This is a genomic window from Bartonella rochalimae ATCC BAA-1498, assembly GCF_000706645.1.
Classification (GTDB): domain Bacteria; phylum Pseudomonadota; class Alphaproteobacteria; order Rhizobiales; family Rhizobiaceae; genus Bartonella; species Bartonella rochalimae.
The window spans coordinates 77,850-96,797 of record NZ_KL407338.1 but is presented as its reverse complement, the minus strand read 5'-3'; the positions used below and the strand labels follow the sequence as shown (position 1 = coordinate 96,797).

Annotated in this window: 17 protein-coding genes; 10 read left to right on the top strand and 7 right to left on the bottom strand. The window is 35.8% G+C overall.

Annotated elements, in window-relative coordinates; genetic code table 11:
* Positions 1 to 118 precede the first annotated feature (118 nt).
* Entirely contained in the window at positions 119 to 1,321 is a 1,203-nt protein-coding gene (locus O99_RS05185; protein ID WP_035006967.1) for a pyridoxal phosphate-dependent aminotransferase, read from the top strand.
* Positions 1,322 to 1,854: 533 nt separating this feature from the next.
* Here O99_RS05185 and O99_RS05180 read toward each other — a convergent pair.
* Together O99_RS05180 and trxB are read right to left on the bottom strand one after the other, a co-directional pair.
* Positions 1,855 to 2,760, bottom strand: a complete 906-nt coding sequence (locus O99_RS05180; protein ID WP_035006966.1) for a LysR family transcriptional regulator — start codon at positions 2,758 to 2,760, stop codon at positions 1,855 to 1,857.
* Between the two features lie 58 nt (positions 2,761 to 2,818).
* Positions 2,819 to 3,766 (bottom strand): thioredoxin-disulfide reductase, encoded by a 948-nt coding sequence (gene trxB, locus O99_RS05175; protein WP_035006963.1) that lies wholly within the window; start codon positions 3,764 to 3,766, stop codon positions 2,819 to 2,821.
* 294 nt (positions 3,767 to 4,060) lie between these two features.
* On the opposite strand from trxB, the gene O99_RS05170 reads away from it, so the two are divergent.
* Positions 4,061 to 5,455 (top strand): TrkH family potassium uptake protein, encoded by a 1,395-nt coding sequence (locus O99_RS05170; protein WP_035006962.1) that lies wholly within the window; start codon positions 4,061 to 4,063, stop codon positions 5,453 to 5,455.
* A 201-nt stretch (positions 5,456 to 5,656) separates the two neighbouring features.
* Here the strand turns inward: O99_RS05170 and O99_RS05165 are convergent, their stop codons facing one another.
* Both O99_RS05165 and greA read right to left on the bottom strand, forming a co-directional pair.
* Positions 5,657 to 6,715 carry a glycosyltransferase family 4 protein gene (locus O99_RS05165; protein WP_035006959.1) on the bottom strand — a complete coding sequence of 353 codons (1,059 nt, stop codon included), beginning with the start codon at positions 6,713 to 6,715 and terminating at the stop codon, positions 5,657 to 5,659.
* Positions 6,716 to 6,721: 6 nt separating this feature from the next.
* The gene (gene greA, locus O99_RS05160; protein ID WP_035006958.1) at positions 6,722 to 7,195 is read right to left on the bottom strand and encodes a transcription elongation factor GreA; all 474 of its coding nucleotides are present in this window, start codon (positions 7,193 to 7,195) and stop codon (positions 6,722 to 6,724) included.
* A 704-nt stretch (positions 7,196 to 7,899) separates the two neighbouring features.
* Here greA and uvrB point away from each other — a divergent pair.
* The 3 genes from uvrB to O99_RS05145 all read left to right on the top strand — a co-directional run bounded on the left by uvrB (position 7,900) and on the right by O99_RS05145 (position 11,686).
* Positions 7,900 to 10,251 (top strand): excinuclease ABC subunit UvrB, encoded by a 2,352-nt coding sequence (gene uvrB, locus O99_RS05155; RefSeq protein WP_407636710.1) that lies wholly within the window; start codon positions 7,900 to 7,902, stop codon positions 10,249 to 10,251.
* 494 nt (positions 10,252 to 10,745) lie between these two features.
* On the top strand, positions 10,746 to 10,961 hold the full coding sequence (locus tag O99_RS05150) for a cold-shock protein (protein WP_035006956.1): 216 nt from the start codon (positions 10,746 to 10,748) through the stop codon (positions 10,959 to 10,961).
* Positions 10,962 to 11,149: 188 nt separating this feature from the next.
* Complete coding sequence (locus O99_RS05145; protein WP_035006954.1) at positions 11,150 to 11,686, top strand: BA14K family protein; 537 nt, start codon at positions 11,150 to 11,152, stop codon at positions 11,684 to 11,686.
* 59 nt (positions 11,687 to 11,745) lie between these two features.
* Here O99_RS05145 and O99_RS05140 read toward each other — a convergent pair whose 3' ends face one another.
* Positions 11,746 to 12,390: an MBL fold metallo-hydrolase gene (locus O99_RS05140; RefSeq protein WP_035006953.1), complete on the bottom strand. Its 645-nt coding sequence runs from the start codon at positions 12,388 to 12,390 to the stop codon at positions 11,746 to 11,748.
* Positions 12,391 to 12,546: 156 nt separating this feature from the next.
* Here O99_RS05140 and O99_RS05135 point away from each other — a divergent pair, with 156 nt between their 5' ends.
* Both O99_RS05135 and O99_RS05130 read left to right on the top strand, forming a co-directional pair.
* Positions 12,547 to 13,248, top strand: a complete 702-nt coding sequence (locus O99_RS05135; RefSeq protein ID WP_035006951.1) for a response regulator — start codon at positions 12,547 to 12,549, stop codon at positions 13,246 to 13,248.
* 7 nt (positions 13,249 to 13,255) lie between these two features.
* Complete coding sequence (locus tag O99_RS05130) at positions 13,256 to 14,593, top strand: sensor histidine kinase (RefSeq protein ID WP_035006949.1); 1,338 nt, start codon at positions 13,256 to 13,258, stop codon at positions 14,591 to 14,593.
* Positions 14,594 to 14,644: 51 nt separating this feature from the next.
* Here the strand turns inward: O99_RS05130 and O99_RS05125 are convergent, their stop codons facing one another.
* The gene (locus tag O99_RS05125) at positions 14,645 to 15,145 is read right to left on the bottom strand and encodes a type III secretion system chaperone family protein (RefSeq protein WP_035007389.1); all 501 of its coding nucleotides are present in this window, start codon (positions 15,143 to 15,145) and stop codon (positions 14,645 to 14,647) included.
* Positions 15,146 to 15,523: 378 nt separating this feature from the next.
* The gene (locus O99_RS05120; RefSeq protein ID WP_035006947.1) at positions 15,524 to 15,796 is read right to left on the bottom strand and encodes an accessory factor UbiK family protein; all 273 of its coding nucleotides are present in this window, start codon (positions 15,794 to 15,796) and stop codon (positions 15,524 to 15,526) included.
* A 219-nt stretch (positions 15,797 to 16,015) separates the two neighbouring features.
* Here O99_RS05120 and lgt point away from each other — a divergent pair, with 219 nt between their 5' ends.
* The 3 genes from lgt to pgeF all read left to right on the top strand — a co-directional run bounded on the left by lgt (position 16,016) and on the right by pgeF (position 18,787).
* Positions 16,016 to 16,873, top strand: coding sequence for a prolipoprotein diacylglyceryl transferase (gene lgt / locus O99_RS05115; protein WP_035006945.1), 858 nt, complete (start codon positions 16,016 to 16,018; stop codon positions 16,871 to 16,873).
* Positions 16,873 to 17,949: a class I SAM-dependent methyltransferase gene (locus tag O99_RS05110; RefSeq protein ID WP_035006944.1), complete on the top strand. Its 1,077-nt coding sequence runs from the start codon at positions 16,873 to 16,875 to the stop codon at positions 17,947 to 17,949. Before lgt ends, O99_RS05110 begins: the two co-directional genes overlap by 1 nt.
* Before the next feature lie 64 nt (positions 17,950 to 18,013).
* Positions 18,014 to 18,787, top strand: a complete 774-nt coding sequence (gene pgeF / locus O99_RS05105) for a peptidoglycan editing factor PgeF (protein WP_035006942.1) — start codon at positions 18,014 to 18,016, stop codon at positions 18,785 to 18,787.
* Positions 18,788 to 18,948: the final 161 nt, after the last annotated feature.

Sequence of the window (18,948 nt, the reverse complement as noted above, 5' to 3'; positions counted from 1 at the left end):
ACAATAAAATTTTCTGACAGTTTTCTTGCAGTTTTGTGTTTTTTACGACATAATCTTTATGTATTTTGTAATTTTTATAATCAAGAATTTCCTGCCTATATTATAAGGAATTGAAACGATGGTTTTCATTGCTGATAAGCTTTCTTCCATCAAGCCCTCCGCAACAATTGCCGTAGCTCAAAAAGCGCGTGCTCTAAAAGCTTTAGGTCGTAATATCATCTCCTTAAGCGCTGGAGAACCAGATTTTGATACACCAGATAATATCAAAAATGCTGCTATTGAAGCCATTCGACGTGGAGAAACAAAATATACGCCCATATCTGGTATTCCAGAATTGCGTCAAGCTATTTCTGCAAAATTTAAAAGAGAAAATAATCTTACTTATACACCAGAACAAATCATTGTTGGCACAGGTGGCAAACAAATTCTCTTTAATACATTAATGGCAACTTTAAATAAAGATGATGAAGTTATCATTCCCTCTCCTTATTGGGTCAGTTATCCTGAAATGGTTGCTCTTAACAGTGGTAAATCTGTTTTCGTAGCAACGAAAGCTGAATTTTTTTATAAGCTTCAACCACAAGATCTAGAAGCTGCTATCACTCCAAAAACTAAATGGTTTATTTTTAATTCTCCCTCGAATCCATCAGGTGCTGCGTACACATACGATGAATTAAAAAAATTAACTGATATTTTAATGAAATACCCTCATATTTATATTCTCACTGATGATATCTATGAGCATTTAACATATGGAGATTTTACTTTTGTTACTCCAGCTCAAGTAGAGCCACAACTCTACGACCGTACGCTGACAATGAATGGTCTTTCAAAAGCCTATTCCATGACGGGGTGGAGAATTGGCTATGCAGGTGGTCCACATGAATTAATTAAAGCTATGGACATCATTCAAGGTCAACAAACATCTGGTACAAGTTCCATTTCACAATGGGCAGGTGTAGAAGCACTGAATGGTCCACAAGACTTTATAACTAAAAATAAAACTATTTTTCAAACACGTCGAGATCTTGCTGTTTCTATGCTCAATCAAGCCTATGGTATTGATTGCCCAACACCTGAAGGTGCATTTTATGTTTATCCATCCTGTGCAAAGCTTATTGGTAAAAAAACACCTCAAGGTCAAATTATTACAAGTGATGAAGATTTTGTAACGGCTCTTTTGGAAACAGAGTCCGTTGCTGTTGTTCATGGATCTGCTTTTGGACTTGGACCGGCATTTCGTATCTCCTACGCAACATCAGATGAAATACTTGAAGAAGCTTGTTTTCGTATCCAGCGCTTTTGTAACAGCTTGTCCTGAAATTCTGAATCATCATCTGCCCAGGTGGTATTAATGAATTAAAAATAAATGATAGCGTGAATTATTAAATATATTTTATAAAGAATATTTATTCTTCAAGATAAACCATAACTTATCTCAATATAGACATTAAATGACATAAGTTCATAATGGAAATAGTACTTTTTAATATTCTCAAAACTTCTCAAACCGATGCTTAAAAAAGATAGCAGCTCACTTTCATACATCTATATTAGATATGATTGCATATAAAAAAGAGATAACAGCAATTCCTAAAAGGATAAGATCACTTACGCGCCTTTTGATTGTTCTCTAATAAAAAAGCTGGACTAAAACCAGGCAAACTCAGAAGATCTTGAAAGATAAAATCAACCCGATGATCCTTAAAGGAAGCACTCAAGAAAACGTAATCAAGAGATAATATTTTTTCCCATTTTATAAAATAAATACTTCAATAAATCTGCCGTGCAATAAATACATAACTTACTAGATTATAAGCCTTTGCTTCTTCAATAGATCTATAAACATATTATTTAAAATGACCATTTGCGTGCTTTTAAAAAGATATAATCTCTAAAAACATTCAATTTTGCTGAATTCTTCAAAGCAGCAGAATAACAAAAAAAAGTATCAAAAGAAGGAATATCAATCATATCAGGAAAAAGACGTATAAGTTTCTCATCATTATTCACAATATAATCAGGAAGTACAGCAATACCAAGATCGCGCATAAGTGCATTTTTGATTGAAACAATGTTATTAATTTGCAAAATCGAAACGCGCACTGAATCATCACTTTTTCCAGCTCTCTGTAACCAATTCAAACCGACCAAATAAGGTGGCACAGGTTCACCGAATGAAATAATGCGATGTTCATCCAGTTCAGATAATTTTTCTGGCTTACCATAATTTGCAATATAATTTTCTGAAGCATAAACATGCATATGAACTGTAAATAATTTTCTTTGTATAAGATCAGGCTGTTGAGGCTGACGTAAACGAATAGCGCAGTCTGCATAACGCATTGTCAAATCAAGCTCTTCATCATCAAGCAAAAGCTGAATTTGCATATCAGGATACAAATTCAAAAACTCAGGTATATGCTCTGCAAGCCACCCTGTCCCCATTCCAAAAGTCGAAGTTACGCGTAAATGTCCTGTTGGTTTTTCACGACTTTCACTTAATTGCAAACGCGTATTCTCAAGCTTCATCAAAATATCATGGGCTGTACGATAAAGTATTTCGCCCTGCTCTGTCAAAATTAAACCGCGCGCATGACGCTGAAATAAAGGCACTCGAACATCTTGCTCTAAAGCCGAAACTTGTCTCGAAATTGCTGATTGAGATAAATGAAGCCTTTGAGCTGCGTGCGTAAAAGAGCCTGCTTCTGCCGCAGCATGAAAAACTCTTAATTTATTCCAATCTAATGGCAATGACACAATTTTCCTCCTACTTTTTTGATTTTATTTATAAAAATTACCTTTTTGAGATGTATATCTATGAATCCAAAAACCGTTCTGCCTCTAACGCTGCCATACATCCTCTTCCTGCTGCAGTTACAGCTTGACGAAATAAATTATCAGCGACATCCCCTGCGGCAAAAACACCAGCAATACTTGTTTCTGTTGAATCAGGTGCCGTCCATAAATATCCCCCTGGTTTTTGTTTCAATTGCCCTTCAAACAAAGAAACAGCAGGATCATGACCAATAGCAATAAATATTCCATCTGCATCTATTTGCATCTTTTGACCTGTTTTTGTATTTTTTAGACGCGCACCTGTCACAACAGCCCCTGTTGGAGACTGAGCAGATGAACCAATAATTTCTTCCACTATATGATCCCAAATAACCTGGATATTATCACGAGAAAACAACCTATCTTGCAAGATTTTTTCTGCCCGAAAATGATCCCGCCTATGAACCACACTTACACTTTTAGCCAAATGAGATAAATAAAGAGCTTCTTCAACAGCTGTGTTACCACCACCTACCACGATTACATCCTTACCACGATAAAAAAAACCATCACAAGTAGCACAAGCAGAAACGCCACTCCCCATAAAGGTTTGTTCACTTTCCAAACCAAGCCAACGCGCTTGTGCTCCGGTCGCAATAATGAGTGCATCACAGCAATATTGGGTTCCTGAATCTCCAAATAAGGTAAAAGGACGCTTAGATAAATCAGCCTTTACAATACTATCATAAACAATTTTTGTACCCATATTTTCTGCTTGCTTTGCCATTTGCTCCATCAACCATTGCCCCTGAATTGGATCAGAAAAACCTGGATAATTTTCAACATCAGTTGTAATTGTCAACTGCCCTCCTTGCTGCACTCCAGTAATCAATACTGGTTTAAGCATTGCTCTAGCAGCATAGATAGCTGCTGTATAACCAGCAGGTCCGGAGCCAATAATAAGAACACGAATATGCAATTGCACTATAAAACTCCTTTTTTCAGCCTTTATTACACTCTATAAGTTTATGATAAATACCGTCTTTAAAAACACATTTCTTAAGAACTTGAATTATAGTAAAATCCTATTTTTCAAGCTTTATTAAAAGGTACATTGCCAATTTATCATAATTTGCTTAGTATAAGCATTAAATTTATATTACATAAGCGTATAAATTCTCATTAGGTAAACATTACAATCAATAAATAAAGACAAGGAGCGACTATTTTTCAGTTTATTATTAATATTTGCGCACGGTTTGCATTAATCATGGGAGGGACTATGCTTTTGCCAGCTCTTGCGGATTTGCGCGATAACAATCATAATTGGACGATTTTTCTTTATCCTTTTGCTATTACAACTGTATTAGCAACACTTATTCTTTTAGCAACGAGAGGAGCTACTTGTCGTTTTTCAACACGGCTTAGCTTTACACTAACCCTTTGTCTATGGCTAACAGGAAGTGTAGTGGGAGCTCTCCCTTTTTATCTTTCTTCACTCCCAATTTCCCTAGCAGGAGCAATTTTTGAATCCATCTCTGGAATTACAACGACAGGCTCTACAGTTATTACTGATCTTGATCATCTATCGCGAAGCATTTTATTATGGCGCTCCATCATATGCTGGATTGGAGGTATTGGTTTTATCGGCTTAGCTTTATTGCTTTTGCCCTCATTACGGGTTGGCGGTATACAACTTTTCCATATGGAATCATCTGATAAATCAGAAAAAATATTACCCCGTATCCACCAAATTGCCAACGGCATTATTATTGCCTATATTGGACTAACATTAGCTTGCATGCTCTCCTACTTTGCTGCTGGCATGACATTATTTGATGCTATCAACCACGCAATGACAACGATAGCAACAGCTGGGTTCTCAACCCATGACACCTCCTTTGGTTATTTTTCTGATAAACCAGCTATTTTAATAATTGCTACAATCTTCATGTTGCTTTCTGCATTACCTTTTGTCCTTTATATTAAACTATTACTTCCTGGATACTCTAAACGTTCCATAGACCCACAAGTAATCGTTTTTCTTAGTATTGTTTTTCTCTTTAGCTTTGCGCTAGCAACATGGTTGCGATTTCATAATCATCTTCCCTTCCACAAAATTTTCCTTGATGTCATTTTTCACCTTACATCTGTTATTAGTACCACCGGTTATAGTGCTGAAGACTATCAACTTTGGGGACCTTTTGCACTTGGCATTTTCTTTATTGCTTCTTTCACGGGTGGTTGTGCTGGCTCTACTTCCGGCGGCATAAAGGTTAACCGTTTAATTATCTTATGGCGTATTGCACAAGCAAACATGACACAACTTCTTTCTCCCAATGCAATTGTAAAAGTACGCTATGATCATTCAAATGTCTCTAATGATATTACTAAAGCAGTTTTACTTTTTTTGTGCCTTTATATGTTTTGTCTTTTTATTGGTACTGCACTTTTACTCACTACTGGACTTGATTTTACTTCTGCTTGTACGGGCGCTTTAACAGCGCTTTCAAATATTGGTCCAGGCCTTGGAAGTATTATTGGCCCTGTGGGAAATTTCTCAACCATTAATGATCATGCCTTATGGATTTTGAGTGCTCTAATGCTTGCCGGCCGTCTTGAAATTATAACGATCTTTGTCCTTTTTACCCGTTCTTTTTGGAGCGAACAATTCTAATATTTAACATCTGAAAATTCATAGAATAAGTATTATGATGATATAAATTTAAACGAATATAAAATGCCAAAAGGGCTTTTAATAAATCAGCACATCAAAAATATCGAACGAATATCAGAAGCTTAGCATTATGTTTATGAACGGCATGTATCTTGCTTTTAAATATTATTCATCTCCATCTAAAAATAGAGTCTGGTATATTTAAAATATTTCCTCTGCAAACATTTCCTTATAAACATGCCCAATTGCTCTTGCTTCCTTTTCCAAAGGGAAATGTGTCTGAACATGAGTTAACGCTTTTTTCCCTGTCATTATTGTTTTTTCTAAATCAGAAAAATACAATTCAATCGCTTCTGTTAAAGCTGCTTGATCTCCTGCAGGAACAACTGTTCCTGCTTCTTCTGTTATTAATTCTTCATACATCCCTGCATTACTAGCAACGACAGCAGTCTGAGATGCCATTGCTTCTAATGGTGTTAAACCAAAGCCTTCTCTACGAGAGGGAGCAATATAAAGTGAAAGACGACGATACCACAAAGGTATATTCTGGATCTCACCAAGAAAAATAATACGATCGCTTAAACCAGCAGTAGCAATTTTCTGACGTAATTGTTTTTCAAAGTTATAATGTTTTGCTGTAGTCCGACCAGCAATAATCGCTGTCCAATCTGGATAACGTGGCAATAATTCTAACATTGCATCCACAAATAAATCAGTGCCCTTTAAATAGCGTACACGTCCAAAGCACCCTATCGCATATTTCCCAGATAACCCAGAAGCTGAAAAACAATCATCAATGGTTTTTGGTGGTGAAAAACGCTCAAGATCAACACCATGCAGAATAACTTGATGAGGCACCTCAAGATACCTTCCAGTGCGTTCACTTGTAGCAATCACTTTATCCATGCGGCGAATTAACCATTTTGTAAAAGGTTTATGATGACGTTGAGATGCCGATGTAAAAATGAGTTTAAGTTTCATTTTTAAAACATCGCGCAAGAAAACCCCACAAAGCATCTCAATATTGCGTCGTGTATGCCAAATTCGAAATGATTTTCCTACTGGACTTTTCCATAAACCAACAAGATCTTTAAAAGAAAGAGCAGGCAAATTTTTTGGCAACCCTACCCCTAAAGTGGATATATAAAAACCCTGTTTTCGCTGCAATGGAACAAGATGAATAATCGTCGTTGTGACCCCTGATAAACGCTTCTTAAAATGTGGAACAATAATATCAGTTTCTTTCAAAGACACACGCATAATGATTTAGATATATTGGACCTTAATAATTTCATAATTATGCGTACCACCTGGTGCGTTTACTTCAATTACGTCACCTTCTTGCTTACCAATAAGTGCGCGTGCAATAGGAGAAGAAATAGAAATCTTACCAGTTTTTACGTCAGCTTCTTGATCACCAACGATTTGATAAACTTTTCTCTCTTCAGTGTCTTCATCTAAAAGATTAATAGTAGCTCCAAATTTAATTTTATCGCCTGAAAGACGTGAAACATTAATAACTTCTGCTCGCGCAATACAATCTTCAAGCTCGTTTATACGCCCTTCATTATGACTTTGTGCTTCTTTAGCAGCATGATACTCTGCATTTTCTGACAGATCACCATGCGCACGCGCCTCAGAAATTGCTTCAATAATCCGTCGACGCTCTTGTTGTTGACGCCACCGTAACTCTTCTTTGAGACTTTCAAAACCAGCTGTAGTCATCGGAACTTTTTCCATAATCCGTCCCTTTCTTGTACACGAAAGACCTTATAAAGATATAAAATCGGCCTCCAAGATAACTCTTGGAACCCGAAAATTACAGTTGCTTTCATTATATAGTACAGAAATTCTGTTTTCCATATAAAAATACTAAAGAGCACAGAGTATTCTTTAGCCACTTTGAAAGTGAACTTATATCTTAAATTTTATATGTTTAGCGATATCTCTTTTATTATCAATGTATTAAAGGATGTAAATGTCTTTTTTGCTGCTTATTATATTTTAAAAAGGACATTATATAAAAGTGGAAATAATTTTTACCAAACGTATATAAAACTATTGATTACAGCACACACTCCTAATATCAAAAAACATTACAAAAATTGCTCTAGAACCTATTAACACTACTCAATCTACGCGTACCAAAAGCGTGGTCTCAGCCTTAGCCTTCCATTCACTCTACTTATAAAGAATATAACTGTCCAGGATCAGTATCACAAAACAGCTATAGTAGCCTCTGCCGTATCACAAAAAATATTTTAACCCATTATCAAATGATAAAAAGAAAATTCATACTTTCAAAAACAAATGCAATCAAAAGCTTTTATTTTTTTCTTAATTATATCGGAATAACTGTATAAAATATTTTCATCATGTCACACAAAAAATCAAAAACAACTCAAAAACAAATCAATCAAAGAGCAACAGACCCATCTGCAGTTATGAAGCAGTGCTCTAAGGCCAAACTTCATACAGTGAAAAGTCATAATGCTTCATTTGAAACCATAAATACTAAACCATCTAAAAACATAACAAAAACAAATAGTGTTACAGCAACAGTTGAAGCTCTTTCTGCACTCATTGCTTTAGGTAATCCTCTTTTTAAAAATGGTGCATTATGGACACCTCATCGTCCTATTCGTCCTGAAAAATCGGAAGGTGGAATTCCATTTCAAATTAAAACATCCTTTCAGCCTGCCGGTGATCAACCCATTGCAATCAAATCTTTGGTTGAAGGAATTAAGAGAAATGAACGCACTCAAGTGCTTTTGGGCGTTACCGGTTCAGGGAAAACATATACAATGGCCAAAATCATTGAAAAGACACAACGCCCTGCTCTCATTTTAGCGCCAAACAAAACTTTAGCTGCACAGCTTTATGGGGAATTCAAAAACTTTTTTCCCAACAATGCTGTTGAATATTTTGTTTCTTATTATGACTATTATCAACCAGAAGCTTATGTTGCACGCTCAGATACTTATATTGAAAAAGAATCCTCTATTAATGAACAAATTGACCGCATGCGCCACGCAGCAACACGCGCTGTACTAGAGCGCGATGATGTCATTATTATCGCATCTGTATCCTGTATCTATGGAATTGGTTCAGTAGAAACTTATACAGCAATGACTTTCCAAATGCAAAAAGGTGATAAACTCGATCAGCAGAAATTACTAACTGATTTAGTTTCTCAACAATATCAGCGACAAGATATAAACTTTGTTCGTGGCTCTTTTCGTGTTCGAGGCGATACAATTGAGATTTTTCCCGCTCATCTTGAAGACCGTGCTTGGCGTATTTCGTTGTTTGGAGATGAAATTGAAACAATTACCGAATTTGACCCTTTAACAGGACAAAAAACAGCAGATCTTCAATCCATTAAAATTTATGCTAATTCACATTATGTAACACCACGACCCACATTAAATCAGGCGATAAAATCAATCAAAATGGAATTAGTAAAACGCCTCGATGAATTAAATGCAGCTGGTCGCCTTTTGGAAGCGCAACGTTTAGAACAACGTACAATATTTGATTTGGAAATGCTAGAAACTACTGGATCTTGCTCAGGAATTGAAAACTACTCGCGCTACCTGACAGGTAGAAAGCCAGGTGAACCACCTCCAACTCTGTTTGAGTATATTCCTAGCCATGCTCTTGTTTTTATTGATGAGAGTCATGTCACAATTCCTCAAATCGGTGGTATGTATCGAGGTGATTTCCGACGAAAGGCTACCTTAGCAGAATATGGCTTCCGCTTGCCATCTTGTATGGACAATCGTCCTTTACGTTTTGAAGAATGGGATGCAATGCGCCCACAAACTATCGCTGTTTCAGCTACACCCGGACGCTGGGAAATAGAACAATCGCAGGGCATCTTTGTAGAGCAAGTCATTCGTCCCACAGGGCTGATTGATCCACCAACAGAAATACGCCCAGTGAAAACACAGGTCGATGACGCCGTCAACGAAATTCACCAAACAATCAAAAAAGGTTATCGTACATTAATAACAGTTCTCACCAAACGCATGGCAGAAGATCTGACCGAATATCTCCATGAACAAAATATCCGTGTGCGTTATATGCACTCTGATATTAATACACTAGAACGTATTGAAATCCTGCGAGACCTACGCCTTGGTACCTTTGATGTTTTAATTGGTATTAACTTACTTCGAGAAGGTTTAGATATTCCAGAATGTGGTTTTGTTGCTATCTTTGACGCTGATAAAGAGGGTTTTTTACGTTCAGAAACCTCACTTATTCAAATGATTGGACGAGCTGCACGTAATGTAGAGAGTCGGGTTATTCTTTACGCTGATACAATTACTGGTTCTATCCAGCGTGCTTTGCAAGAAACGAAACGACGTCGACAAAAACAAATAGCTTATAATAAAGAGCATCAAATTACACCGACTAGTATTAAAAAGAATATTGATGATATTCTTAGTTCGGTTTGCGAAAATAACCATAATGTCAAGATTTCTCATTTTATCACGCAAAATAATAAAGTTGGCAACAATCTAACCAACCATATTCAGCATCTCGAAAAACTCATGCGTAAAGCAGCTAATGATCTGAACTTTGAAGAAGCTGCTCAATTTCGTGATGAAATCAAACGACTACAAGAAATAGAATTAGCCATTGCAGATGATTCTTTAGTGTACAACAATAAATATTCCCTTGATGAATCGATAAAATCAAGTCTTTTCACGAAACCAAATCTTGATCAAATGGGCCCTAATACCATGGATGTTGGTTTATTGACAAAACACAAAAAAGAAAAAAGATAATCAAAAAATACTTTAAATGAAATGTCGAAAAGAGTTTTTTGCAATAAACAACCTAAAATCTATAAATTGCGACAAAATAATTAGCTCTTATCACAATCACGCTAATAGAACCCCAAAATAGTGATATATTATAAAAAATTGTTGCTCAAAATATCAATATAATATTTCTCTGTTCTATCCATTATCCAAGACAATTTAATGAGCCACTATACTTAACTATGAATTAAAAACAACATAATAAAATAAATTCTCTAAAGAAAACTCTTGTTAAATATTCTATTTTCAAGCAATCTTTCTTTTTTAGATAAATTGCGAACATCGGAAGGTGCTATGAAAAGTTTTCTAGAAATTGATTCTAATTTCTAAGTTGACAAAAAACAATAAAAAACGTTTTCCAGATATCGTAAATTGCCTAAATATACCGTTTACGTAAGGTGCGTAATACGGTTTTTGACTATCTGCCTTACAAAGGCAATCAAATAAGGAAATATTCTATGGCTCAGACGGGCGAAGTAAAATTTTTTAACAATAACAAGGGCTTTGGTTTCATTAAACCTGATAATGGGAGTACTGATATCTTTGTTCATATTTCTGATGTTCAGGCTTCAGGCCTCAGTGGATTAAATGATGCGCAAAAAGTATCATTCGATATAGAGCCTGACCGTCGTGGTAAAGGACCAAAAGCTATAAACATTAATGTTATGAGTTAATTTAAGCAAAGTCCGTTTTGTGAAATCGGGTTTAAAACCCGATTTCATTTTACTATATTAATGTTTATATTCAACAAACCTTTTCTTTATTCACTCTATCAGAATAAAATTGAACGCTGTTCAGATTACATTCAGGTTAGAACATTTAAAGTGCAAACTAAGATAAATTTGTATTAAGGAGTATTGCTATGACTAAATTGGCTAAATTGTTAATGTTATCAGCAATATCAACGGTAGCCATTTCAGCACCGTTAGAGACAGTGCTTATTGCCAAAACAATACACAAAGAAACAATTAGTACACAAAAAGTAAGTACCAGTGGTCCCTTCCAGTATTACGATCGAATTACTACATCAACAGAGCGTGTCGAACATACGCAACATCATCATAACTTCTATGAACATCATGTAAGCCGTGGTAGTAGTAGCAGTAGTAATAATGTAGGTGGTGTTATTGCTGCAGGCCTTCTAGCTTTGACAGCAGGTATAATTATCAAAAATGCTTTAAAAGAGCCCGAACAACCACAAGTTGTTTATCAAACCCCACCACAAAATCAAGCAAACTATCAAGTGATATCAACAGTAACACACCAGCCTTCACAGCAGTTAAATACAACAAGTTGGTATCAATATTGTAAAAAGACATACCGTTCCTTTAATCCGAGGACAGGAACTTTTCGAGGACATGATGGCTTAGATCATGTTTGTTATGCTCCAGTACAGTAATTTTCAATAACACTAAAAAAACCGCTTTAAAGCGGTTTTTTTTTGAGTATGATAAACTATTAAATTCCCTGAAGAAAAGGGTTGTGTTGGCGCTCATAACCTATTTGACTTCCTGGTCCATGTCCACAAATAAAGCTGACATTATCGCCTAATGGCAAAACTTTTTCTTTAATTGATCTCATTAATTCTTCATGAGAACATAATGGGAAATCAGTGCGTCCAATAGAACCACGAAAAAGCACATCACCTAATAAAGCAAAACGCTTTTTTTCATTAAAATAAATAACATGACCAGGAGAATGGCCAGGTGTATGAAAAACCTGGAAGACATGTCCTGCACAATCAACACTATCTCCATCTTCTAACCATTGATCAGGAATACAAACACGCGCATCGGGCATGTGATAGATTTTTGCTCTTTCTCTTACATCGTCCATTACTGGTTTGTCATTACGGTGTGAACCAATAATTTGAATATCCAATACCTCCTTAGCCTGCATGGCTGCTCCCACATGATCAATATGACCATGTGTTATCCAAATAGCTTCAACAATAACCCCTTTTTTTTGAATTGCTTGTTGTATCTTAAGCCAATCACCCCCTGGATCAACTAAAACACCTCTTTTACTTTCATTATCAAAAAGTAAAGTGCAATTTTGTTGAAAAGGCGTAACTGGAATAATATACACACTGAAATCGCTCATTAGAATCCTTTTCAAAATTCAATATTTTAAAATCTTTTAGTTTATAGATAACATTTCTCCTGTCTTTATAAAGCAAAAAATTGTCTGCTCGACAGCTTTATATAACTTATGTAAAGTACAATTTATGTAAACTGAATTTTGTTAAAGGTTTGAAATATGGCTGATCACATTCAGACTTTATGTGATAATGCACCCCACCTTCTCGTGATTGATGATGATACCCGCATTCGCAGCCTTTTATCTCAATTTCTTATTAAAAATGGATTTCGTGTTTCAGTCTCTGCCAACTCTGATGAAGCTAAACGTCAACTTAAAAGCTTAGATTTCGATCTTCTTATTGTTGATATCATGATGCCTGGTGAAAATGGCATTAATCTAACCTATTCACTCCGTCAAACAAAAAATGTTCCTATTTTAATGTTAACAGCTTTATCAGAAACAGATCATCGTATTCAAGGATTAGAAGCGGGAGCAGATGATTATCTTGCCAAACCCTTTGATCCTCGTGAGCTTTTACTCCGCATTAATGCTATTTTGAGACGTGGCTCATTTTCTACCCAACCCAAAATTGAACAAATTGTTTTTGGCCCTTATATCTTTTCAATTTCACGACGTGAACTCAAAAAAGAAGGAAAAATTATTAAACTGACAGATAAAGAACAAGAAATGATGGTTATTTTTTCTGAACACGCAGGAGAAACTATTCCACGCCATAAATTTGCAATGGATGATAACAATAGCGCACGTTCTATTGATGTACAAATTAACCGTCTTCGTCGGAAAATCGAAAGCAACCCAACAACTCCTATATGGATCCAAACCGTGAGAGGGATTGGTTATAAGCTTTCAATTGAATAGGCCTGAGATGATCGAACCTGCAAAAATTGTGCGATGGTTATCTAAGAAAATGCCCAAACGGCTTTATGCGCGTTCTTTGATCATTATTATCGCTCCTATGGTACTCTTACAAACAGTCATTGGCTATGTTTTCATGGAACGCCATTGGCAAATGGTAACAGAACGTCTTTCAACCACCGTTGTCCACGACATTGCAGCTATTATCGATATATTTGAAACATATCCACAACAGCAGAATTATGAAGAGATTAAGCGTATTGCACAACAACGTATGGGATTAAACATCTCTCTCCTCCCACCTGATCCTCTTCCTCCTCCAGGACCTAAACCATTTTTTGCTATACTTGATTACTTTTTAAGTGAAGAAATTACGCGCCAAATTAACCGTCCCTTCTGGATTGATACAGTTGGTGATTCTAATCTTGTCGAAATTCGTATCCACCTTGATCACAATATCTTGCGGGTTTTTGCCATGCGCAGCCAAGCCTATGCCTCTAATACCAGTATTTTTTTAAGCTGGATGGTAGGAACAGCTCTTGTTTTACTGTTAATAGCTATTTACTTCTTACGTAATCAAATCAAACCAATTCAACAATTAGCAAAAGCCGCAGAAAGTTTTGGACGTGGACATCCTTTACCAGAAGGATTTCAACCACAAGGAGCCGATGAAATACGCCGTGCTGGTATCGCATTTTTACGTATGCGTGAACGGATTGAACGCCAAATTGAACAACGTACTATGATGCTCTCAGGTGTAAGCCATGATCTCAGAACCATTCTTACACGTTTCAAACTCCAGCTTGCATTAGTAAGTAATGACTTTGATATTAAACCACTTGAGCAAGATGTCAGCGATATGCAAAATATGTTAGAAGGTTATCTTGCTTTTGCACGAGGTGAAGGAAGTGAAAATATTGGCATCCTTGACTTAAGTATCTTGATGCAAAAATTCTCTACGAATGCTGATCTTCATCGATGTAACTTCTCGTATACTATTGAAGGCTCCTCACAAATACAAGTACGCCCACATGCTTTTACCCGTTTGATCAGTAATCTTCTATCAAATGCATTTTATTATGCAAATACCATCCAACTCACGGCGAAATCCGGACAAGAATCTTTTATTATTACTATTGATGATGATGGACCAGGTATTCAAAAAGACATGCGTACAGAAGTTTTTAAGCCATTTTTTCGACTTGATCAATCACGAAATCAAGATGCAAGTGGAACAGGCCTTGGTCTTTCTATTGCCCAAGACATCGCACGTAGCCACGGAGGTAATATTCAATTAGATGATAGTCCATTAGGAGGCTTGCGCGCTATTATAGATATTCCTCTATAAGATATATTGAAAAACTTCTTTAAAGAATAACGAGCGGATACATCGAAGACTTTAGGCATTCCCTACGGTCTCAAATAAAGCATACTGTAGTGCCTTATGAGCGCTTTCACCAGCCCAAGCAACCATTTGAAAAGCAGCATAATGACTTTCACAAATTTTAAGTGCATAAATCAATAATGTCTCTACTTGTATACGGGATGGGTGTACGCCACCTGCTAAAAGCAGACCTTGCCGATAAATAACCGAATTGTTTCCTTGCCAATAATCAAAATGTCCTAATAACAATTTCTCATTAATTGCCAACAACAAACGCTGTACCTCTGCTGTACGAGTATTCTCAATAAAAAGATCAAATGCACAAGCTAAATGAAGAGCCTCTTGCTCTTCTATCCATGAAAAAGAAAGGCTATAACAAGCTCGTTTTCCTTCTACACAAACGCTAATTTCATCTTGTACATTTCGCTCAAAAGACCAATCATACTTATAAGCAATTTGTTCAATAAAATCAACAGGATGCTCTTTTCTTTCTGTGGCTTTAATGGCCAGCCTCATCATCAACCCTCAATAATTAAGAATGTTACCAATATAATGCAAAAAACTCTCATCGTAACAATACGCGTCACAGTTAAAGCTTTCACAGCAAATAAATACACATTAAAACGCAGCAAATAGATGACATCAGAAAATAAATGATACTATTTTCTAAGGTACTATAGCTTGATACAGAAAAAACGAATCATCAAACAACCTCAGTGTATTGATACAATTTCGTAGCGCTAGCCCCTTAATTAAAAAAAAAATAATTTTTTGTAAAAAATAAATTAAAAATAAATTGCTCATCTGCCCTAACAGACTCATGACTAAGCATTTTTTATGCTTCATACACAGGATAGAAAAATTGGGGATTATTTTTTAAAGACTATTAGTTGCTTAAACTGAATCCGTTTTAACTTTTTTTCTGTTTTGTTTTTCTAAACTATCAAGACGTTTTTTCAAATCAGCATTTTCGGCGTAGAGTTTAAGAACCATTTCCTTAACAACATAAAATTCTTCACGTGAAACAAGATCAAGCTTACTGATCATCCTTTCAACCTGTGAAAGAACAGCAGTTTCAGCTTCACGCCTTACACCTTGTGCAATACCTGCTGCATCTGTTGCTAATTTTGCTATCTCATCAAGAATACGGTTTGATCCATTATACATAGGCTTTCCTTTAATTTTCTTTATTTATAGACATACTATAATACATTTTATAATATCGAGAGATCGTATTTGTTTTTCTAATAGATATTACCTTAATTGATCAGTATTCTTTTACTCCCGCCAATAACAACCACAAACCTCTGACCTAACTTGACCATTTTGTATTCATCTGTCATGGTTTGATAATCATATAACTTCATAAATGTAAAGCTCTTGCTCATGAATGATTTTCCTCTTTGCCAAGCTATTGCTTTTCCTCTCTTTCTTGATCCAGTGATCATTCATTTAGGGCCAATAGCATTTCATTGGTACGGACTTGGTTATGTTATAGGCATTTTGTTTGCCTGGTGGTACGCACAAAAATTACTTAAAAAAAAGTCCCTGTGGCCTAAAAATAAAGCGCCTATGTCTCCCCAACAAATAAGTGATTTTGTTACGTTAGGAACTATTGGAATTGTGGTTGGTGGCCGCTTAGGACAGGTGCTTGTGTGGGATCCTATTTATTACCTCAATCATCCAATCGATATCCTTGCCATATGGAATGGCGGTATGTCATTTCATGGAGGATTTATAGGTATAATCATTGCTATGATTTGGTTTTCTTATAAAAACAATATCAATGTATGGGGAATGTTTGATACAATCGCCGCAGGTGTCCCCATTGGCATTGGTATTGTACGGATATGCAATTTCATCAATCAAGAATTATGGGGGAATGTGACTACTGTTCCTTGGGCAGTTTGTTTTTATAACGATCCTCAATATCTCCCACGCCATCCTAGCCAACTGTATGAATCATTTATGGAAGGATTTCTTCTCTTTATCATTTTAGCCATTGCCATTTTTTCTTTTAAGGCATTAAAACGTCCTGGAATAATCACTGGAATATTTAATATAAGCTATGGAATAGCACGCAGTATTTCAGAAATTTTCCGTGCTCCTCAAGAGGATCCAGAATGGTTTTCATCTCTCTTCCACTCTACTGGATTGACCTATGGTATGGCTTTATCTTTGCCGATGATTCTTTTCGGTTTTTATGCACTTCTTCAAGCTTTTAAATATAAGTTTACAAAATAATGTCTAATCTAAAAGAGAGAATTAAAGAAATTATTATTCTCGATGGACCAATCTCTGTTAGCCAATATATGACATTAGCTCTTACTGATCCTCAATTTGGCTATTATCAAAAACAAAAACCCTTTGGACGCGCTGGTGACTTCATCACAGCACCTGAAATAAGTCAATTATTTGGAGAAATGATTGGCATTTGGGCCATTATGAGCTGGCAAGCTCAAGGTTGTCCTAACCCGTTTATCCTGGCTGAAATAGGCCCAGGACGTGGAACTCTTATGGATGATATTTTACGCACTATTCGCAAAATTTGTATAACGGCATTCAACGCTGCTGATATCTTTCTTATTGAAATAAGCCAACGCCTTGCAACAGAACAAAAAAAACGTCTTTTCGCTCACCAAAAAAAAATTTATAGTGTTGAAAATTTTGAACAAATTCCTTTAAAACCTCTTATTGTCATTGCAAATGAGCTTTTCGATGCACTTCCAATTAATCAATATGTAAAAGTCAATGGAGAATGGAAAGAGCGTCGTATTACACTTAACAAAGAGGGTGGTTTTACATTTACCACTGATATACATAAGTTTCCTTCTACTTTCTTACCACCCCAATGTGCTCAAATGCCTAATGGCACAATTTTAGAATACGGACCCTCACGAAACCAATTGGCACAAAAGATTAGTAGCCGTTTAATGCAAACACAAGGCTCTGCTTTACTTATCGATTATGGTGCGTCTGATTTTGCATTTGGAGATACACTTCAAGCCATCTCAAGACATAAATTCTGCGATATTTTTTCTGCTCCTGGTGAACATGATTTAACATCACATGTTGATTTTTTTTCTTTGAAAACAATCGCCGCTCAACAAGGCTGTTTTGTTGAAATTCTAGAACAAGGAAATTTTCTTATCAAAATGGGAGTGCTTGAACGTGCAGAAAAGCTTAGTATCAACAAAAGCACAATAATTAAGAAAAAAATTTACGAAGACATCAAACGATTAACTGATCCAAAACAAATGGGTAAGCTTTTTAAAGTGCTTCACATCAATGATAAAAACATACAAATACCTTATTTTTAATCACAAATAATAACAAATTAACTCGCAAACCATTTCCGTTTCAAATAATCATATAGGAGCTTTTATGGAGCCTATTCTTGCACAAGATCTTTGCAATTTACACCCACATAATATCAAACATGGCTTTTTTACACGCCAAGAAGATGTATCAAAAAACTTTTATCAAAACCTCAATGTTAAACAAAACCCCAACGATTATCCTGAACATATTATGCAAAATCGTATCTTAATCGCTCATTATTTTGATATTGAAGTGCAAAATTTAATTACTGTTCACCAAATACATTCTTGTGAAGTTATCGTTGTTGATCAAGCTTTTATCGGAGAACCTCCAAAAGCTGATGCTCTGGTTACAACCAAAAAAGGATTAGCAATTGGTGTTCTTACAGCAGACTGTGGACCAATTCTTTTTTCTGATCCACAAGCCGGTGTTATTGGTGCTGCACATGCTGGTTGGAGGGGAGCCTTGAATGGAATTTTAGAAAAAACAATCTCAGTAATGGAAGAACAAGGAGCCAAACGGCAATCAATAATAGCAGTACTGGGACCATGCATTGGTCCATGTCATTATGAAGTAACAAGTGAATTTTATAACCAATTTATTGAGCACAATAACGAGTTCGAAAAATATTTTTCAAAAACAGATAAAGTACACCACTTTAAGTTTAACTTATGGACATTCATTACAAACAAACTCGAGCACGCCGGAATCCGTACTTCCTGTATAAAACTTTGTACTTATCAAGATGAAAAGCGTTTTTTCTCCTATCGACGTGCAACACATCGTAACGAGCCTGATGATGGGCGACAAATTTCTGCCATTATGCTCACAAAATAAAGAGAAAAATTGTATTTTACTGTAAAGAAACACTAAAAAATATAAGAAAAAAGCTCCTATTCCATAAAATGTATAAGCTTTTATTATTTTTACTTTTTCTTTTTATATATTACATACAAACTCTAAAAGCTTTGCAAATAACCTTATATTTTTCCAAAAAA

Bases quoted from the DNA above. Each gene is read 5' to 3' on its own strand.
- greA (WP_035006958.1), bottom strand. From the start codon at position 7,195: ATGGAAAAAGTTCCGATGACTACAGCTGGTTTTGAAAGTCTCAAAGAA.
- lgt (WP_035006945.1), top strand. From the start codon at position 16,016: ATGAATGATTTTCCTCTTTGCCAAGCTATTGCTTTTCCTCTCTTTCTT.
- O99_RS05185 (WP_035006967.1), top strand. From the start codon at position 119: ATGGTTTTCATTGCTGATAAGCTTTCTTCCATCAAGCCCTCCGCAACA.
- O99_RS05120 (WP_035006947.1), bottom strand. From the start codon at position 15,796: ATGTATAATGGATCAAACCGTATTCTTGATGAGATAGCAAAATTAGCA.
- O99_RS05165 (WP_035006959.1), bottom strand. From the start codon at position 6,715: ATGCGTGTGTCTTTGAAAGAAACTGATATTATTGTTCCACATTTTAAG.
- pgeF (WP_035006942.1), top strand. From the start codon at position 18,014: ATGGAGCCTATTCTTGCACAAGATCTTTGCAATTTACACCCACATAAT.
- O99_RS05150 (WP_035006956.1), top strand. From the start codon at position 10,746: ATGGCTCAGACGGGCGAAGTAAAATTTTTTAACAATAACAAGGGCTTT.
- O99_RS05110 (WP_035006944.1), top strand. From the start codon at position 16,873: ATGTCTAATCTAAAAGAGAGAATTAAAGAAATTATTATTCTCGATGGA.
- uvrB (WP_407636710.1), top strand. From the start codon at position 7,900: ATGAAGCAGTGCTCTAAGGCCAAACTTCATACAGTGAAAAGTCATAAT.
- O99_RS05145 (WP_035006954.1), top strand. From the start codon at position 11,150: ATGACTAAATTGGCTAAATTGTTAATGTTATCAGCAATATCAACGGTA.
- O99_RS05140 (WP_035006953.1), bottom strand. From the start codon at position 12,390: ATGAGCGATTTCAGTGTGTATATTATTCCAGTTACGCCTTTTCAACAA.
- O99_RS05130 (WP_035006949.1), top strand. From the start codon at position 13,256: ATGATCGAACCTGCAAAAATTGTGCGATGGTTATCTAAGAAAATGCCC.
- O99_RS05135 (WP_035006951.1), top strand. From the start codon at position 12,547: ATGGCTGATCACATTCAGACTTTATGTGATAATGCACCCCACCTTCTC.
- O99_RS05170 (WP_035006962.1), top strand. From the start codon at position 4,061: ATGCTTTTGCCAGCTCTTGCGGATTTGCGCGATAACAATCATAATTGG.
- O99_RS05125 (WP_035007389.1), bottom strand. From the start codon at position 15,145: ATGAGGCTGGCCATTAAAGCCACAGAAAGAAAAGAGCATCCTGTTGAT.